The sequence below is a fragment of the Kitasatospora sp. NPDC087861 genome, from assembly GCF_044742585.1.
In the GTDB taxonomy this organism is placed as follows: domain Bacteria; phylum Actinomycetota; class Actinomycetes; order Streptomycetales; family Streptomycetaceae; genus Kitasatospora.
Genome location: NZ_JBIUUS010000036.1, coordinates 1 through 15,797, shown reverse-complemented (window position 1 = coordinate 15,797; position 15,797 = coordinate 1). Strand labels below are relative to the sequence as shown.

The 15,797-nt window shown below is 72.9% G+C and carries 17 protein-coding genes; 11 read left to right on the top strand and 6 right to left on the bottom strand.

The genetic code is table 11. From position 1 onward, the window contains the following. Positions 1 to 52 precede the first annotated feature (52 nt). Positions 53 to 658 carry a GTP cyclohydrolase I FolE gene (gene folE, locus ACIOJE_RS33730; RefSeq protein ID WP_280685465.1) on the top strand — a complete coding sequence of 202 codons (606 nt, stop codon included), beginning with the start codon at positions 53 to 55 and terminating at the stop codon, positions 656 to 658. Between the two features lie 15 nt (positions 659 to 673). Here the strand turns inward: folE and ACIOJE_RS33725 are convergent, their stop codons facing one another. Continuing rightward, positions 674 to 1,462: a ferritin-like domain-containing protein gene (locus ACIOJE_RS33725; RefSeq protein ID WP_400781491.1), complete on the bottom strand. Its 789-nt coding sequence runs from the start codon at positions 1,460 to 1,462 to the stop codon at positions 674 to 676. 129 nt (positions 1,463 to 1,591) lie between these two features. Continuing rightward, positions 1,592 to 2,746, bottom strand: a complete 1,155-nt coding sequence (locus ACIOJE_RS33720; protein ID WP_400781489.1) for an alpha/beta hydrolase — start codon at positions 2,744 to 2,746, stop codon at positions 1,592 to 1,594. Between the two features lie 375 nt (positions 2,747 to 3,121). Between ACIOJE_RS33720 and ACIOJE_RS33715 the strand changes: the two genes are divergently transcribed. From ACIOJE_RS33715 to ACIOJE_RS33685, 7 genes are all read left to right on the top strand, one after another. Continuing rightward, positions 3,122 to 4,960, top strand: a complete 1,839-nt coding sequence (locus ACIOJE_RS33715) for a phosphatidylglycerol lysyltransferase domain-containing protein (RefSeq protein WP_400781487.1) — start codon at positions 3,122 to 3,124, stop codon at positions 4,958 to 4,960. Positions 4,961 to 5,028: 68 nt separating this feature from the next. Then, the gene (gene folP / locus ACIOJE_RS33710) at positions 5,029 to 5,916 is read left to right on the top strand and encodes a dihydropteroate synthase (protein WP_280685469.1); all 888 of its coding nucleotides are present in this window, start codon (positions 5,029 to 5,031) and stop codon (positions 5,914 to 5,916) included. Then, a complete protein-coding gene (locus tag ACIOJE_RS33705) occupies positions 5,913 to 6,410 on the top strand; it encodes a nuclear transport factor 2 family protein (protein WP_280685470.1) in 498 nt (165 codons plus the stop codon). Before folP ends, ACIOJE_RS33705 begins: the two co-directional genes overlap by 4 nt. 247 nt (positions 6,411 to 6,657) lie before the next feature. Then, positions 6,658 to 7,017 (top strand): dihydroneopterin aldolase, encoded by a 360-nt coding sequence (folB, locus tag ACIOJE_RS33700; protein ID WP_280685486.1) that lies wholly within the window; start codon positions 6,658 to 6,660, stop codon positions 7,015 to 7,017. 60 nt (positions 7,018 to 7,077) lie between these two features. Next, positions 7,078 to 7,677 carry a 2-amino-4-hydroxy-6-hydroxymethyldihydropteridine diphosphokinase gene (gene folK, locus ACIOJE_RS33695; RefSeq protein WP_280685471.1) on the top strand — a complete coding sequence of 200 codons (600 nt, stop codon included), beginning with the start codon at positions 7,078 to 7,080 and terminating at the stop codon, positions 7,675 to 7,677. A 177-nt stretch (positions 7,678 to 7,854) separates the two neighbouring features. Continuing rightward, positions 7,855 to 8,343, top strand: a complete 489-nt coding sequence (locus ACIOJE_RS33690) for a DUF3180 domain-containing protein (protein ID WP_280685472.1) — start codon at positions 7,855 to 7,857, stop codon at positions 8,341 to 8,343. Positions 8,344 to 8,465: 122 nt separating this feature from the next. Beyond that, positions 8,466 to 9,650: a hypothetical protein gene (locus ACIOJE_RS33685; RefSeq protein WP_400781484.1), complete on the top strand. Its 1,185-nt coding sequence runs from the start codon at positions 8,466 to 8,468 to the stop codon at positions 9,648 to 9,650. 112 nt (positions 9,651 to 9,762) lie between these two features. Here ACIOJE_RS33685 and ACIOJE_RS33680 read toward each other — a convergent pair whose 3' ends face one another. Together ACIOJE_RS33680 and ACIOJE_RS33675 are read right to left on the bottom strand one after the other, a co-directional pair. Continuing rightward, the gene (locus ACIOJE_RS33680) at positions 9,763 to 10,338 is read right to left on the bottom strand and encodes a TerD family protein (RefSeq protein ID WP_280685474.1); all 576 of its coding nucleotides are present in this window, start codon (positions 10,336 to 10,338) and stop codon (positions 9,763 to 9,765) included. A 133-nt stretch (positions 10,339 to 10,471) separates the two neighbouring features. Beyond that, positions 10,472 to 10,969, bottom strand: a complete 498-nt coding sequence (locus ACIOJE_RS33675; protein WP_400676947.1) for a hypothetical protein — start codon at positions 10,967 to 10,969, stop codon at positions 10,472 to 10,474. 91 nt (positions 10,970 to 11,060) lie between these two features. Between ACIOJE_RS33675 and arfB the strand changes: the two genes are divergently transcribed. After that, positions 11,061 to 11,492 carry an alternative ribosome rescue aminoacyl-tRNA hydrolase ArfB gene (arfB, locus tag ACIOJE_RS33670; RefSeq protein WP_400781482.1) on the top strand — a complete coding sequence of 144 codons (432 nt, stop codon included), beginning with the start codon at positions 11,061 to 11,063 and terminating at the stop codon, positions 11,490 to 11,492. A gap of 18 nt (positions 11,493 to 11,510) precedes the next feature. On the opposite strand, the gene ACIOJE_RS33665 is transcribed toward arfB, so the two are convergent. Further along, positions 11,511 to 12,038, bottom strand: coding sequence for a flavin reductase family protein (locus ACIOJE_RS33665; protein ID WP_280685477.1), 528 nt, complete (start codon positions 12,036 to 12,038; stop codon positions 11,511 to 11,513). Positions 12,039 to 12,409: 371 nt separating this feature from the next. Between ACIOJE_RS33665 and ACIOJE_RS33660 the strand changes: the two genes are divergently transcribed. Both ACIOJE_RS33660 and ACIOJE_RS33655 read left to right on the top strand, forming a co-directional pair. Next, a complete protein-coding gene (locus tag ACIOJE_RS33660) occupies positions 12,410 to 14,203 on the top strand; it encodes a diguanylate cyclase (protein WP_280685478.1) in 1,794 nt (597 codons plus the stop codon). 96 nt (positions 14,204 to 14,299) lie between these two features. Continuing rightward, positions 14,300 to 15,343: a hypothetical protein gene (locus ACIOJE_RS33655; RefSeq protein ID WP_400781478.1), complete on the top strand. Its 1,044-nt coding sequence runs from the start codon at positions 14,300 to 14,302 to the stop codon at positions 15,341 to 15,343. A 73-nt stretch (positions 15,344 to 15,416) separates the two neighbouring features. Here the strand turns inward: ACIOJE_RS33655 and ACIOJE_RS33650 are convergent. Continuing rightward, a partial coding sequence (locus ACIOJE_RS33650; RefSeq protein ID WP_400781476.1) for an amidohydrolase family protein occupies positions 15,417 to 15,797 on the bottom strand: 381 nt, incomplete at its 5' end.

The following is a 15,797-nucleotide window of genomic DNA, read 5'->3' as shown; positions in this document are numbered from 1 at the left end:
GGCGCGGCATCCGTGCTGTACAGCAAAGTCGTCCCAAGTAAGCGAGGCCCGCATGATCGACCCGGTGACGCTCGACGGTCCGCCCGCCGTCGGGACCTTCGACCAGAAGCGGGCCGAGAACGCCATCCGCGAGCTGCTGCTCGCCGTGGGTGAGGACCCGGACCGCGAGGGTCTGCTGGAGACCCCGGCCCGGGTCGCGCGCGCCTACAAGGAGATATTCGCGGGCCTCTGGCAGGAGCCCGAGGACGTCCTCACCACCACCTTCGACCTCGGGCACGACGAGATGGTGCTCGTGAAGGACATCGAGCTGACGTCCGTCTGCGAGCACCACCTGGTGCCGTTCCGCGGGGTGGCGCACGTCGGGTACATCCCGTCCACCAGTGGCAAGATCACCGGCCTGTCCAAGCTGGCCCGGCTGGTCGACGTCTACGCCCGCCGCCCGCAGGTGCAGGAGCGGCTCACCAGCCAGGTGGCCGACGCGCTGATGCGGATCCTGGAGCCGCGCGGGGCGATCGTCGTGATCGAGTGCGAGCACATGTGCATGTCGATGCGCGGCATCCGCAAGCCCGGCGCCAAGACCATCACCTCCTGCGTCCGCGGCCAGCTGCGCGATCCGGCCACCCGGGCCGAGGCGATGAGCCTGATCATCGGCCGCTGACGGCCTTCCGGCCGCTCAGGGCACCTCGTGCCCGGCGTGCGGCGGGGCCGGGGTGCCCAGGGCGTTGCGGTGCTCGGGCATGCGCAGCGTCACCATCCGCCGCCAGCCGAAGGCGCGGTCGTACAGGTAGAGGGCGTGCACCCCGAGGGTGACGACGGCCAGCTTCCAGCGCGGCCAGCGCAGGATCCCCGCCATCCGGGACGTCACCGCGAGGCCGACGTCCCGGTGGGTGCGGATCTCGCCGCGGGCGCTGGTCTCCAGGGCGTGCCGGATGTACGGGCCGTGGCCCTCGGAGGCGAGCCGCAGCAGTTCCTCGTGGCAGTACGCGAGGTGGTCGTCCTCGTCGGCGGAGATCATCCGCATCGCCCGGCCGAGCTCGGGGTGGTCCCCGAAGACCTTGACCAGCTGGCGCATCTGCTCGGCGGCGCGCTGCTCGGTGACCCGGCTGTGCACGAGGTAGGTGATGATCTCGCGCTCGGTCAGCGGGAGGTCGCTGTTCAGCCGCTCGTGCGAGAGGCCGATGCCCTGGCGCTCCAGCAGCATGCAGTAGTCGGCCTCGTCCGGGACGGGCACCTTGGGCAGGCCGCGCTTGTTCAGCAGCCGGGTGAAGATCCGGCCGTGCTTGCGTTCGTCGGCCCCGTGCCGGGCGACCTTGGGGGCCAGGACCGGATCCCGGGTGAGGGCGGTGATCCGCTCGTTCTCCCAGCCGCCCTGGTCCTCGCCGCCGGCGGCGATGCTGCAGAACAGCTGGTACGCCTGGTCGTTCCGGTAGATCTCGTTGAAGAGCGAGCGGGTGCTCAGCACGGCGCCTCCTGCGCGGGTCCGGGGCGGCGCCCGCCGGGGTGGGACGGGCGGGGCGGGACGGGCGGTCGCGATACGTTCCCCCGGGCGGGCGGCCGGTCCGGGGGACCGGCCGGTAGTCACCCGCCTGCGTCAGCCGAGACGCCCGCCGATCCACTCCAGTGAGGACGGCAGTTCGCGGGTCCAGCTGTCGAAGTTGTGGCCGCCGTCGTCCAGGTAGAGCGAGTCGACCTTGAACTGCGGATTGGCCGCCGCGACCTGCTGGGCGTGGTCGACGAACTGGAGGGTCTGGTCGAAGTCGCCCTCCTTGCGGGAGGAGACCACCAGCAGTGAGAGGGCGGGGGCCGGGAGGTTCTTCAGCCGCCAGTTGAGGTCGCTCTGCTGGGCCAGGGCGTCGTCGTCGCCGAACAGGCTGCCGCCGGTGAACTGGTCCTCCTTGACCTTGTAGTCGCCGTGCAGGCCCACCGCGCTGCTGTAGACGTTCGGGAAGCGCATCGCCAGCCGCAGCGCGCAGCTGCCTCCCGTCGAGTAGCCGAAGACGGACCAGGAGGCGGCCGAGCGGCCGGTCCGGTAGGCGGTGCGGAGCGCCTCGGGCAGGTCCTTGGTGAACCAGGTCTCGGCGCGCGGGCCGTCGGGGACGTCCACGCACTCGGTGTTGCGCGGCGGGGCGACGGTCGGGCGGGCCATGACCACGATGGTCGGCGGCATCTTGCCGGACTTCTGCAGCTCCGCCGCGGTGTGCAGGACGGGCAGTTCCTTCACCAGGTTGAGCGTGGTGCCGGGGAAGCCGGCGATGGAGACCAGGACGGGGAAGCGGATCAGGGCGAACTTGGGGTCGAAGTACTCGGGCGGCAGGTAGACGAACATCTGGTCGGACAGTCCGGTCTCCTTGCCGGTGACCCGGACCGACTCGACCTTGCCGACCTCCTCGGGCGGTCCCTTGGGCAGGTCGGTGATCGTCTCCAGCCCGCCCTCGGTGGTCGGCTGGATCGGTTCGTCCGAGGCCGGGGCGCCGCCCTTGTGGTTCTCGTTGCTGGTCAGCGCGAGCTTGGCGCTGCCCGGGCTGAGCAGGTCGTCCCACGAGGTGTAGAACCCGAAGGAGTTGTTCACCGTCAGTGCCAGCACGGCCACGACCGAGACCTGAGTGACGGTCAGCAGTCCGATGCGGCCGAGGACGGGGAGCGGGCGCTGGCGCGCCAGCCGGGGCCAGAGCCACAGGGTGGTGACGAGGGCCGCAGCCCCGAGTGCGAGCAGCGAGTTCACCAGCGCGTCGCTGGTCAGTTCCATGCCGTCGGCCTTCCGATGGGACACTGTCGGTGCACGCTTCATCGTCTGGCGGTCCGTCAGCTCGGGCCACCGCGGCTAGGCCGTCCGGATACCCGGACCGACCGGGAGGGTGGGGGGAGCTGCAGGCAACCGGCGCCCTAGAATGCGGCGTCCACCGTACGTACGGCGTACCGGAGGGCCCTGTCGCGCCACGTGGTGGCAGGTCCCCGGCTCCCACCCCGGCTCAACCGCAGCGCGCCCACGGCACCGGATTACCGACCGTTTCCGGATCCTTGGTATGCGCATTGCCTGATGAAGGAATAGGCATGAAGGTCCATCACGCGTGCTCCCCCGGAGTGCCCGGGCAGCGCCCCGCAGCCTCTACGCTGAGCTCTCATGAGCGTTCCCGTGTCCGTTGAGCCGAGCCCCGAGCAGCCGCGTCGTCGTCGCGGTCTGCAGACGCTTCGCACCCAGGCGGCGGCCGTGCCGAGGGCCTGGCTACCCGGCGCGGTCGGGTACGCCTGTCTGCTGATCGGGCTGCTCGACATCGCCAGCGCGGTGTTCCCCAAGCTCCGGCACTCCAGGATGCACACCTTCACCGGGCAGCTGCCGGGCGGCACCACCTCGCTGGCCGCGGTCGGGACGATGATGGTCGGCCTGCTGCTGGTGCTGCTGGCGCACGCGCTGCGCCGGCGCAAGCGGCGGGCCTGGCGGGCGGTGTGCGTGCTGCTGCCGGTCGGTGCGGCGCTGCACATCGTGCGCTGGCACCAGGTCGGCCCGGCGGTCGTCTCGCTGGCGGTCTTCGCCGTGATGCTGGTGCACCAGCGCGAGTTCTACGCCAAGGCCGACCCGCGCACCCGTTGGCGGGCACTGGTCAACCTGATCGTGATGGGCGCCGTCAGCGTGCTGCTCGGCCTGCTGATCGTGAGCACCCGGACCAAGTACGAGATCGGCCACCCGGCACTGTCCGAGCGGCTCCAGCACGTCGTGTACGGGCTGTTCGGCTTCGAGGGGCCAATCCGGTACAACAACGTCCGGATGTCCGACCTGGTCGCCTACCTGCTCGGCGGGCTGGGCCTGCTGACCGCCTTCACCACCGCCTACCTGGCGCTGCGCCCGGGCAAGCCGAAGCCGGAGCTGACGGCGGAGGACGAGGAGAAGGTCCGCGCGCTGCTGGCCCGCCACGGCGAGCGCGACTCGCTCGGCTACTTCGCGCTGCGCCGCGACAAGAGCGTGCTGTTCTCGCCCACCGGCAAGGCCGCGATCTCCTACCGGGTGGTCTCCGGCGTGATGCTGGCCTCCGGCGACCCGGTCGGCGACGTCGAGGCCTGGCCGGGCGCGATCAAGGTGTTCATGGCCGAGGCCCGCGAGCACGCCTGGGTGCCGGCCGTGATGGGCTGCAGCGAGGTCGGCGGCGAGGTCTGGACCCGCGAGGCGGGCCTGGACGCGCTGGAGCTGGGCGACGAGGCGATCGTCGACACCGCCACCTTCTCGCTGGCCGGCCGGGCCATGCGCAACGTCCGCCAGATGGTCAAGCGGATCGAGCGCAACGGCTACTCCTGCCAGGTGCGCCGGGTCTCCGACCTCACCGCGGACGAGAAGTACCGGATCGCCGACGCCGCCGCCCGCTGGCGCGGCACCGACACCGAGCGCGGCTTCTCGATGGCCCTCGGGCGCTTCGGCGACCCGCTGGACGACGACTGCGTGGTGGTCACCGCCCACAAGGCCCCGGAGGAGGGCGAGAGCGGCGACGACCTGAAGGCCGTGCTGCACTTCGTGCCCTGGGGGCCGGACGGCATCTCGCTGGAGCTGATGCGCCGCGACCGCGCCGCCGACCCGGGCCTGAACGAGCTGCTGATCGTGGCCGCCCTGCAGGCCGTGCCCGCGATGGGCGTGCGCCGGGTGTCGCTCAACTTCGCGATGTTCCGCTCGGCGCTGGCCCGCGGCGAGCGGATCGGCGCCGGCCCGGTGCTGCGGGCCTGGCGGGGACTGCTGGTGTTCCTCTCGCGCTGGTTCCAGATCGAGTCGCTGTACAAGTTCAACGCCAAGTTCCAGCCCGAGTGGGAGCCGCGCTTCCTGGTCTTCCCGAACACCCGGGACCTGCCGCGGATCGGCTTCGCCGCGATGCAGGCCGAGGCCTTCATCACCCTCGGCATGCCGCGCTTCGGCCTCCGGCGCCAGCGGGAGGGCCTGATGCCCACCCCGGGTGCCCGGGAGGTCACCGAGGCCGCCTGAGGCACCGCCGTCGCGAACGGGGCCCCCGCCGAGCATGCTCGGCGGGGGCCCCGTTCGATAATGAGGGCATGAGCAACTCGCCGTCCTTCTCGCTGCCGGCCGGACTGCCGCGGCTCGACCGCTGCGCCGTGATGGGCGTGGTCAACGTCACGCTCGACTCCTTCTCGGACGGCGGTCTGTGGCACGACCCCGCCAAGGCGATCGCGCACGGGCTCGCCCTGCGCGCCCGCGGCGCGGACCTGGTGGACGTCGGGGGCGAGTCCACCCGGCCCGGTGCGCAGCGGGTGCCCGAGGAGGAGGAGCTGCGCCGGGTGCTGCCGGTGGTGCGCGAGCTCGCCGCCGCCGGGATGGTGGTGTCCGTCGACACCATGCGGGCCTCCGTCGCCGAGCAGGCCGTCGAGGCCGGCGCCGCGATCGTCAACGACGTCTCCGGCGGGCTGGCCGACCCGGCGATGGCCCGGGTGGTCGCCGACACCGGCGCGCCGTTCGTGGTGATGCACTGGCGCGGCCAGTCCGCGGACATGGAGCGGCTGGCGGTCTACCGGGACGTGGTGGCGGACGTGGTCGCCGAGCTGACCGTCCGGGTCGACGCGCTGCTGGCGGCCGGGGTCAAGGAGGACCAGCTGATCCTCGACCCGGGGCTCGGCTTCGCCAAGACCGCCGAGCACAACTGGGCGCTGCTCGGCCGCCTGGACGCGCTCACCGCGCTCGGCCGTCCCGTCCTCGTCGCCGCATCGCGCAAGCGGTTCCTGGGTACGCTGCTCGCCGACCCGCAATCCGGGGCGCTGCGCCCGGCCAGGGAGCGCGACGACGCGACCGCCGCGGTGTCGGCGCTGTCGGCCCAGGCCGGCGCCTGGGCGGTGCGGGTGCACGACGTGTCCGGCACGGCGGATGCCGTCCGGGTGGTCGCGGCCTGGCAGCACGCGGCCCGACAAGGGGTGAGGGAGGGTCTGTGACAGGTGACGGCAGGCTGAGCGGCGGGACGGCCGGTCGGGCCCGCGAGGCGGACCTGGAGGCGGTGCTCGCGGCGAACCGGGCGCTCTACCAGGCGCTGGAGGAGGGGGACCTGGAGGCGGTCGAGGACGCCTGGCTGGGCGCCGCGGACGCGGACGACAAGGGCGGCGTGGTGTGCGTGCACCCCGGCTGGCCGGTGTTGCGCGGGCGGGCGCAGGTGACCCGCTCGTACATGCTGATCATGATGAACACGGAGTACATCCAGTTCTTCCTGACCGATGTCGAGGCCGAGGTCCACGGAGATGTGGCCCTTGTCACGTGTACCGAGAACATCCTCTCCGGCGGCGAGGCGGAGGAGGAGGGCGAACTCGGCCCGCTGGTCGGCGGAAAGGTCGTCTCGACCAATCTGTTCCGCCGCACCCCGGCCGGGTGGAAGCTCTGGTCGCACCACGGTTCACCCGTTCTGACCAGCGGCGACGAGGACGACGAGGACTGATCGGGGCCGCCTCGGGGAAATGCCCTCGGGAGGTCGCCCAGGAATTTCCGAGTGGTCACCGAACGTTCACGTCAATCGCCATTCCGGTGCGCGTGGCGACGGTTCGTGCCGGGTAGGACGGTCAGACGTTGTCAGCACCCGCGGGTAGATTCGAAACGGAGTGGCGGGTGTGCTGCCCGCCTTCGCCCTGCCCGTCCATGCCATTCTCCGGGTGGGGCCCGTCCGACTGGGAGCAGTGATTCGTTTGCTGGACCGCATCACCCTGCGGGGTCTGCGTGCCCGGGGGCACCACGGCGTCTTCGAGCGCGAGCGCGTCGAGGGCCAGACCTTCGTGGTCGACCTCGTGCTGTACCTGGACACCCGCCCCGCCGCGGCCGGCGACGACCTCACCCGCACGGCGCACTACGGCATCGTGGCCGAGGAGGTCACCGCGATCATCGCCGGGGAGCCGGTCGACCTGGTCGAGACCCTGGCCCAGCGCATCGCCGACCAGTGCCTCAAGCACGACGCGGTCGAGGAGGTCGAGGTGACGGTGCACAAGCCGGACGCCCCGATCACCGTGCCGTTCGACGACGTGACCGTGACCATCCACCGGGGCCGTGCGTGACCGCCGTCGCGCGCCGCGTTCCAGTCGCAGAGCCCCGTTTGCCTTAGTAGAGGACGTCCGATGAGTACGAGTGACCCGACCGCCTCGCCGACCACGTTCGACCTGGAGAGCCGGGTGGACTCCGCCGACACCACACTGCACAGCCAGCGCTGCGCCGTGATCGCGCTCGGCAGCAACCTGGGCAACCGCCTGGACACCCTCCAGGGCGCCGTCGACGCTCTCGCCGACACCCCCGGGCTCAAGATCAAGGCCGTCTCCGCGGTCTACGAGACCGAGGCCGTCGGCGGGCCCGAGGAACAGCCCAACTACTACAACGCCGTCGTCGTGCTGCGCACCTCGCTGCCCCCGCGCGACCTGCTGGAGCGCGGCAACGCGATCGAGGACGCCTTCGGCCGGGTCCGGACGGTGCACTGGGGTCCGCGGACCCTGGACGTCGACATCCTGGCCTACGAGGGCGTGCTCAGCGACGACCCGCAGCTGCTGCTGCCGCACCCGCGCTCGCACGAGCGGGCCTTCGTGCTCGCCCCCTGGCTGGACGCCCAGCCGGAGGCCGAGGTGCCCGGGCACGGGCAGGTCGGCGAGCTGCTGGAGGCGCTCGGCGGCCCGGGCGCGCAGGGCGTCCGGCGACGGGACGACATCCGGCTGACGCTGCCGGAGTGACCGGCCGCGCCGGGGGCCCGGCCGGGGAACTCGGCCGGGGGGCCCGGCCGTCCGAGTAGGTGTCCGCCGTTCGCGCGGGTGTCCGCCCGGTCGGGCCCGGTACGGTGGCCTGGCGCTGCCGCACCGGGTCACCGGGCGACGGCCGGCTCTGGTAACCCCGGGAAGGACCCCCTCCGAGTGAAGCTGCTTCGCCTCCGCCTGCTGGTCGGCATCACCGCTGTCACCACGGCGCTGTCCTGGGCCGGTGCCAAGCTGTGGGCCTCCCTGGACACGCTGCCGGCCGTGCCGGTCGCGGCCCCGGTGGTGCTGGCGGCGGTGGCGGTGATCCTGCTGGCGACCGCGCTCTCGCTGCGGGCCCGGCTGAAGGCGGTGCGCGAGCGGCAGCCCGGCGCGAAGGGGGTCGACCCGCTGCTGGCGGCCCGGGCGGTGGTGCTGGGACAGGCCAGCGCGCTGGTCTCGGCGGTGGTCACCGGCGTCTACGCGGGTGCGGGGATCTTCCTGCTGGGCGAGCTGGACGTGTCGGCGCGCAAGGACCAGGCCGTCACGGCCGGGCTCGCGGTGCTGGCTGGGGCCGCGGTGATCGCGGCGTCGCTCTGGCTGCAGCACGTGTGCAAGCTGCCGGAGAACCACGACGATCCGGGCGGTCCGGCGCCTTCGCACCGCTGAGCAGGGATTTTTTCGTGATCTTGCGTGAAACGCCGGGCACGCGCGGTAAAACCTGCACCCTGTCAAGGGCGGAAGCGGACCCTGGGCTGACACGGCCCCAATTCGCACGCTAGTTTCTTGGCATGTCTCGCGGACGCCACCGTCATTCCTCCGTCCTCGGCCGGATCTTTCCCCCCACCGCCGCCGGCGTGCTGCTCGTAGCCGCGCTGGCCGCTCTGCTTTTCAGTCAGGACACCATCCTGGTGCGCTCGGTGGGTGTCGCGGCGGTGATCGCGACACTCGGCTTCGCGCTGCTGCTGCGCCAGCGGGACAAGGCGGCCCGGGCGGCCGCCGAGATGGCCGCCGCGCAGCGGCTGCGGGCCGAGGAGCGGTTCGAGGAGCAGCTGGCGGAGGCGGAGTACGCGGCGGAGGTCGCCGAGGAGCGGGCCACCCGGTTCGGGCGGCGGCTCACGGCGGAGAAGTCGCGGCTGGCGAAGGCCGAGACCGAGATCGCCCGGCTGCTGCGGGAGCGGGCCGTGGCGGTGGCCGAGCAGGCGCTCAAGGAGGCCGAGGCGGCCCAGCGGGCGCTCGCCGCGAGCCGTCCCAAGTACCCGGCCAGCCCGGCCGCGTTCGTCCGGGCCGCGGCCGTGCTGCGGCTGCTGGAGCGGCGGGCGGCGGCACAGGAGGAGCAGCGGGAACGGACGGCGGGCGCGGAGGTCGCGCTGCGGGCGCGTACGGCGCCTGTCGCGCAGGCTCCGGCCCCGGCACCCGCGCCCACCCCGGTGGCGCCCGCAGTGCCGGCTCCGGCGGCTCCTGCGGTGCCCACCCCGGAGCAGGCTCCGGTGGCCGAGGCCCCGGCGGCCAAGACGCCGGTGCAGCCCGCGCCGGTGCGTCCGGCGCTGACCGCCGCGGTCGGGCAGCTCGGCGGGACGCCGTCCGCCCCGGCCGCGACGCCGTCGGCGTCGTCGCCGTCGGTTCCGCCGACGGCGGTGGAGCGGCAGCGGCCGCGTCCGGCGCGCGGGCAGGGCTTCAGCTTCTTCGGCCGCAACGCGGGCGCGGGCGCGGCCGTACGGGCGGCGGCCCCGGCACCGGCGGTGGGCAGCATCGCCGAGCTGGGGGAGCGTACGGACCTGGCGGACGTGGTGGGCGACGAGGCGGTGGCCGCGCAGGCGAAGGCCGAAGCGCAGGAGGCCCGGGCGGCCGCGGCCGACCCGCAGGCGCCGCAGCCGGCGGACGAGACGGCGCCGGGCGCACCCGAGGTGGTGGACCTGACCCCGGAGGACGAGACCGAGCTGATCCAGCTGCCGGAGCTGCGCGCCTCGCGCTGAGCCCCGGGCGGGCGGCTCGCGAAGATCGAGAACGGAAGCGGCGCGGGAGGTCGGTGTGACCGACTTCCCGCGCCGCGGTGTTCCGGGTGTTCCGCCGAGGCCCGGCGGGGCGTCAGAGCTGGACGCCGAAGTCCTGGGCGATGCCGGCCAGGCCGGAGGCGTAGCCCTGGCCGACGGCGCGGAACTTCCACTCGCCGCCGTTGCGGTAGAGCTCACCGAAGATCATCGCGGTCTCGGTCGCGGCGTCCTCGGAGAGGTCGTAGCGGGCGATCTCGGCGCCGCCGGCGGCGTTCACCACGCGGATGTAGGCGTTGCGGACCTGGCCGAAGCTCTGGCCGCGGGCGACGCCGTCGTAGATGGTGACCGGGAAGGTGATCTTGACCGCCTCGGCCGGCAGGCCGGCCAGGTTGACGTTGATCGACTCGTCGTCGCCCGCGCCCTCGCCGGTGCGGTTGTCGCCGGTGTGCACGACGGTGTTGTCCGGGCTGCTGGTGTTGTTGAAGAAGACGAAGTGCCCGTTCGACAGCACCTTGCCGTCCGCGTTCAGGACGATCGCGCTGGCGTCGAGGTCGAATTCGGCGCCGGTCGTGGTCCGGACGTCCCAGCCCAGGCCGACGCTGACCGCGGACAGGCCGGGGGCCTCCTTGGTCAGCGAGACGTTGCCACCCTTGGAGAGGCTCACTGGCATGGCGATTGCAGTCCCTTCGTTCGCTTTTCCCGGGACAACGCAATAGTCCGGTGGGTTGGTTCCGCGAAGTTCGTGAATTCTTCGTGCCTGCCTTTGCCGGTCAATGCCGGGCAAAGGTGGGGCAATACCCGGGTCAGACCCGGGGGAACCGTCCCTGCAGCGACCAGATGTTCGGATTGTCGGCCAGTTCGGGGTGCATATCGAAGAGGTCGGCGAGGGTGTCCTGGAGGAAGTCCCGGGCCTCGCGCCGCAGCTCGCCGTGGCGGACCACGGCGGGCGGCTCGTCCGGGAGCCAGGTCGCGGTGATCTCGACCCAGTTGAAGCGGCGGGCGAACCGCAGCAGCTCGGTGTTCTGGGTGAAGTCGAGGTCGGCGGTCTGCACCCGGGCGGCCCGGCCGCCGTCCGGGTCGCGGTCCAGCTCTTCGGCGATGTCGCACAGCGCCCAGGCGAAGTCGAGCACCGGCACCCACCCCCAGGCGGTGGACAGCTCGGCGCCCTCGGCGTCCAGGTAGACGTCGCCGCAGAACAGGTCGTACCGCAGCGCGCGCACCGGGGCGGAGCGGTAGTCCGTCTGCGGGGGGTCGGGGAAGCGGTTGGAGAGGGAGTAGCCGAGCTCGATCACGTACGCCATTGTCCGGGCTGCGGGCAGCGGTGCGGAACCGGGCCGTCGCCCGTCGCGATAACCGGGTGACCGGGCGGGGCGGGCGCGGGATGATGGACGCATGCCCGAGCCCATCCGCGTACGGGGGTCGGTGGTCGTCCCCGACGCCGAGCTCGTCTGGCGCTTCTCGCGTTCCTCCGGCCCCGGTGGCCAGCACGTCAACACCTCCGACAGCAAGGTCGAGCTGCGCTACGACCTGGCGGCGTCCAAGGCGCTGCCCGAGGTGTGGCGCCAGCGCGCGCTGGAGCGGCTGGCCGGGCGGCTGGTGGACGGCCGGGTGCTGGTGATCCACGCCTCGGAGTTCCGCTCGCAGTGGCGCAACCGGGAGGCGGCCGCGGCCCGGCTGTCGGCGCTGCTGACCGAGGCGTGCGCGCCGCCGCCGAAGGCTCGCCGGGCGACCCGGCCGAGCCGGGGGATGGTCGAGCGGCGGCTGTCCAGCAAGCGGCACCGCTCCGAGCTGAAGCAGGGGCGGCAGGCGCCCAGGGGCGAGTAGCCCGCCGTGCGGGGCGGCTCAGCCGAGGGTGCGGTAGCCGCCGCGGAAGTAGAGCAGCGGGCGGCCGGCCGGGTTGGGCACCGTGGCCTCCAGGACGCGGCCGAGCAGCAGGGTGTGGTCGCCCGCCGGTATCCGCTGCTCGGTGCGGCACTCGACGGTGGCGAGCGCGCCGTCGACCAGCGGGGCGCCGGAGCGCGGGCCGCGGCGGTGCGGGGTGTCCGCGAACAGCAGCCGGTCGCTGAGCCGGCCCTTCATGGCGAAGCGGGAGCCGAGTGCCTTCTGCCCCTCGTCGAGCAGCGAGACCGCCCAGGTGTCGGTCCGGGAGAGCACCTCGTCCATCCGGGAGTCCTCGCGGACCGAGATCAGCACCAGCGGCGGTTCCAGCGACACCGAGAGGAAGGACGTGGCCGTCATGCCGGCGTCCTCGCCGTCCTCCGGGTCGTGGACGGTCACGAGGCTCACGCCGGAGGCGAGCTGGGAGAGTGCGGCCCGGAATTCGTCGGGCGTGGCGTGGGGGGCAGCTTCGGGCTGCGGGGACGGGTACACGTACCGCACGGTAGTCGGCGGCCACCGGAATCGGCATCGGGCCGAGGTCGTAGGACCATCGGTGCAGTGGCGGGTTACGGCTGGCGACGGGGCTCACTCTCAGGAGTGAAGCGAGACGTCTGCCGGGCGGCAGTCGACTTCAGCGCGGGGCCGATGCGGTCGACCACGTGAAATGTTCCGATAGCGCTTTATGTCCCGCTATGGGGCGGATGAGCTGATTAAGGGTGCATTAGTGCCGTGTGATTTAAGTCACAAGTGGCAGCCTATTGCTGACCGAGCGTGCCGAACGCTGTGCTCCCTGTGATTCAGTTCTTCTGGCAATCGGACGATAACCAATCAAGAACTATCCGAAGCAGCCGGGGAGCCCCCGCATGGAAGCCGAGTCGGAGCCGTACGTCCGTCTCGCGACCCTCCGCACCTTGCACCGGGTCGTGGCGGACCTCAACGCTGCCCGCAGCCTGGCGGGCACGCTGCAGGCCGTCGTCGAGGGCGCGGTGCACGGGCTCGGCTTCGACGCCGCCGCGGTCAGCCTGGTCCGCCCGGACGGCGACCTCGTGGTGGCGGCCGTCTGGGAGCTGGAGGAGAGCACCATGGGCGGCCCCTCCGTCCTGCTCGGCCAGGTCGGCTCACGCGAATCCTGGGACCGGCTGCTCGGCGTCAGCGACCACTGGGGCACCCTGCGCTTCCTTCCGTACGACCGCGGCTGGGCCGTCGCCAGCGACATCCCGCGCTGGATCGGGGAGGGCCCGCTGCCCGTCTACGCCAACGACTGGCACCCCGCCGACGGCCTGCTCGCCCCGATGTACAGCGCCGGCGGCGACCTGCTCGGCGTCCTCTCGGTGGACCGCCCGCGCAGCGGCAAGCGGCCCGGGGCGTGGACCCGCGAGGCACTGGAGATGTTCTCGCTGCAGGCCTCCATCGCGATCGGCAACGCCCGGCTGCGGGCCGAGATGCAACGCGCGCTGGCCCGCCTGGAGAAGGAGCAGCAGGCGCTGCGGGCCAGCGAGGAGAGCTTCCGCCAGGCCTTCGAGTACGCGCCCAGCGGGATGGCCATCACCGAACTGCACGGCGCCGGGCGCGGCCAGCTGACCAGGGTCAACGACGCGCTCTGTCGCCTGCTCGGCCGCCCCCGCGCGGTGCTGCGCCAGCAGAGCTTCGTCGACCTCGTCCACCCCGAGGACCGGGCCCTGCTGGAGCGCACCAGCGCCGAGAGCGGCCGGGCGGAACTCCGGCTGTCCCGGCGGGACGGCGGCTACCAGTGGGTGTGCCTGCGCAACTCGATCGTGGCGGACGCGGCCGAGGGCCCGAGCTTCCTGCTCACTCACGTCGAGGACATCGAGGACCGCAAGCGGCACGAGTTCCAGCTCGCCCACCGGGCCAGCCACGACGCGCTCACCGGCCTGCCGAACAGTGCCGAACTGAAGTCCCGGCTGGCCCGCCGGCTCTGCGGCGAGCCGCAGACCGTCGGGGCCGCCGCCGGGCCGGACGAGTCGGCCTACCCGGCGCCGTACGGCTACCCGGCCGACTCCTACAGCGCGCACGCCGCCTACGACCGGCTGGAGGGCGCGGACCGGTACGCCGGGCCGGTGCACGGCTACGGGATGCCCGAGGGCGGCCCGCTGCCCGGCCTCGCCCCGGGCTACGGGGAGCACGTGCACGCGGTGGTCCCGGCCGACCAGGGCCCGGGCGGCGAGGCGTGGTCCGCCCCGTTCCGCTCCGGCGCGGCGGCCGCCCTGGCGGACAAGGGACTCGCGGTGCTCTTCTGCGACCTGGACGGCTTCAAGTCGATCAACGACCGGTTCGGCCACAACGCGGGCGACGCGGTGCTGGTCGAGGTGGCCCGGCGGCTGAGCCAGGCCGTCCGGGACGGCGACACGGTGGCCCGGCTCGGCGGCGACGAGTTCGTCGTGCTGGCCGACGGGATCGGCCGTGAGGAGGCCAAGGACCTGGCCCACCGGTTGCGCAACGCGATCATCCCGCCGATGCGGATCGACGGGAGGGCGATGCGGGTCGGGGTGAGCCTCGGGATCGGCTGGGCGGGCTGCGGGATGAGCATCGAGGAGGTGCTGCACACCGCGGACGAGCGGATGTACGACGAGAAGCGGGCCCGGGGCGGCGCGGTGCGCGGCGCGCGGGGCGAGCGCTCGCACCGGCGGGCCGGCTGAGAGCGCGCCGGGCGGCCCAGGTTACCCACGGGTTGTCAAGGGCTCTTTTCCGGCTGTCGCGTAGGGCAGGTAGGGTTCCCGGGTACGACAGCGTCCATGATCTGCGCCGGCGGCCCGCAGCCCCGCGGCGCGAACCGGATGGGGGAGTTGACCACCGTGACGACCGCCGGCAACAACGGAGTGCCCGAGGGCCAGGGGGGCGGTGCCCCGCAGGACGACGACCCGTTCGGCTACCTCTACCGCCCGGCCGAGGGCTCCGCCGGGCAGTCGGCCGAGCCGCAGCAGGGTGTGCCCCGGACGTCGTACAGCCGCCCGATGGAGGTCGGCCGGGCGCAGTACGGCCAGCAGCCCTACCAGCCGCGGCCGCAGCAGGCCCCCTACGGCCAGCAGGGCGGTCCGCAGCAGGGCTACCCCGGTGGCCAGCTGTACCAGCACCAGCAGCAACAGCAGCCCGAGTACGGCAGCGCGCCCACCCAGCAGACCCGTTACGCCGAGCACTCCCGGCCGCAGCCGGGGGAGGAGCGGCCGAGCGGCGGCCGGAGCAAGGGCGCGGTGATCGGCGCGGTCGCGGTGGTCGCGGCCATCGCGATCGGGGCCGGGATCGCGCTCTCCACGGGCGACCCGGAGACCGACAAGACCGCCAAGGGCGGCGCCCAGACCTCCGCCGCGGTTTCCCCCACCACCTCGGCGTCCGGCAGTTCGTCCCCGACCGCCTCGCCCTCGGCGAGTGCCACCGTCGCGGCCGGCCCGTTGACCGTGGACGCGGGCCAGCTGCAGGCCCAGAACGCGCCGTCCGGCAACGGCATCAAGGGGAGCAAGTCCGCGGACGGCAGCTACCTGACGCTCCAGCCGGGCGGCTCGGTGACCTGGAACGGCGAGATCGCCACGGCCGGGACGTACAAGCTGACCGTGCACTTCAACAACGTCGGCGCGGACCTCAAGGGCGCGGCCTCGGTGAACGGCAAGGACTGGCCGAGCGGGCTGCTGTTCAAGAACTTCGGGTCCAGCAAGGATCCGGCGGCCGCCTGGTACAACACCTGGATACTCCCGCAGTTCCAGGCCGGGCCGAACAGCGTCGTCATCACCGTGCCGTCCGGGTCGATCCTGATCGACCAGATCACCGTCGAGCCGAACGGCTGAGCAACCGAGCCGGCCCGCACGACGGCCGCCCGTCCCCAGGGGGAAGGGCGGCCGTCGTGCGTTCTGGAGGCCGTCAGCCGGGCTTCACCACGTCGAAGCGCTCGCCGCCGAGGACCCACCGGCCGCGGCGCATGACGGCGACCAGGTCGTGGTTCTCGGAGTCGAGGACGACGAGGTCGGCGTGCTTGCCGGTCTCCAGCGAGCCGATCGAGTCGGCGAGGCCCAGCAGGCGGGCCGGGGTGGTGGACAGCGATTCGACGGTCTGGTTCAGGCTCAGGCCGTTGACGGTGAGCGAGCGCTTGAACGCGACGTCCAGGGTGAGGGTGGAGCCGGCGATCGCGCCGCCCTCGACCAGCCGGGCGACGCCGTCCTTGACCTCGACCTGGAGGGGGCCGAGGGGGTAGAGGCCGTCGCCCATGCCGGCGGCGCCCATGGCGTCGGTGATCAGGGCGAC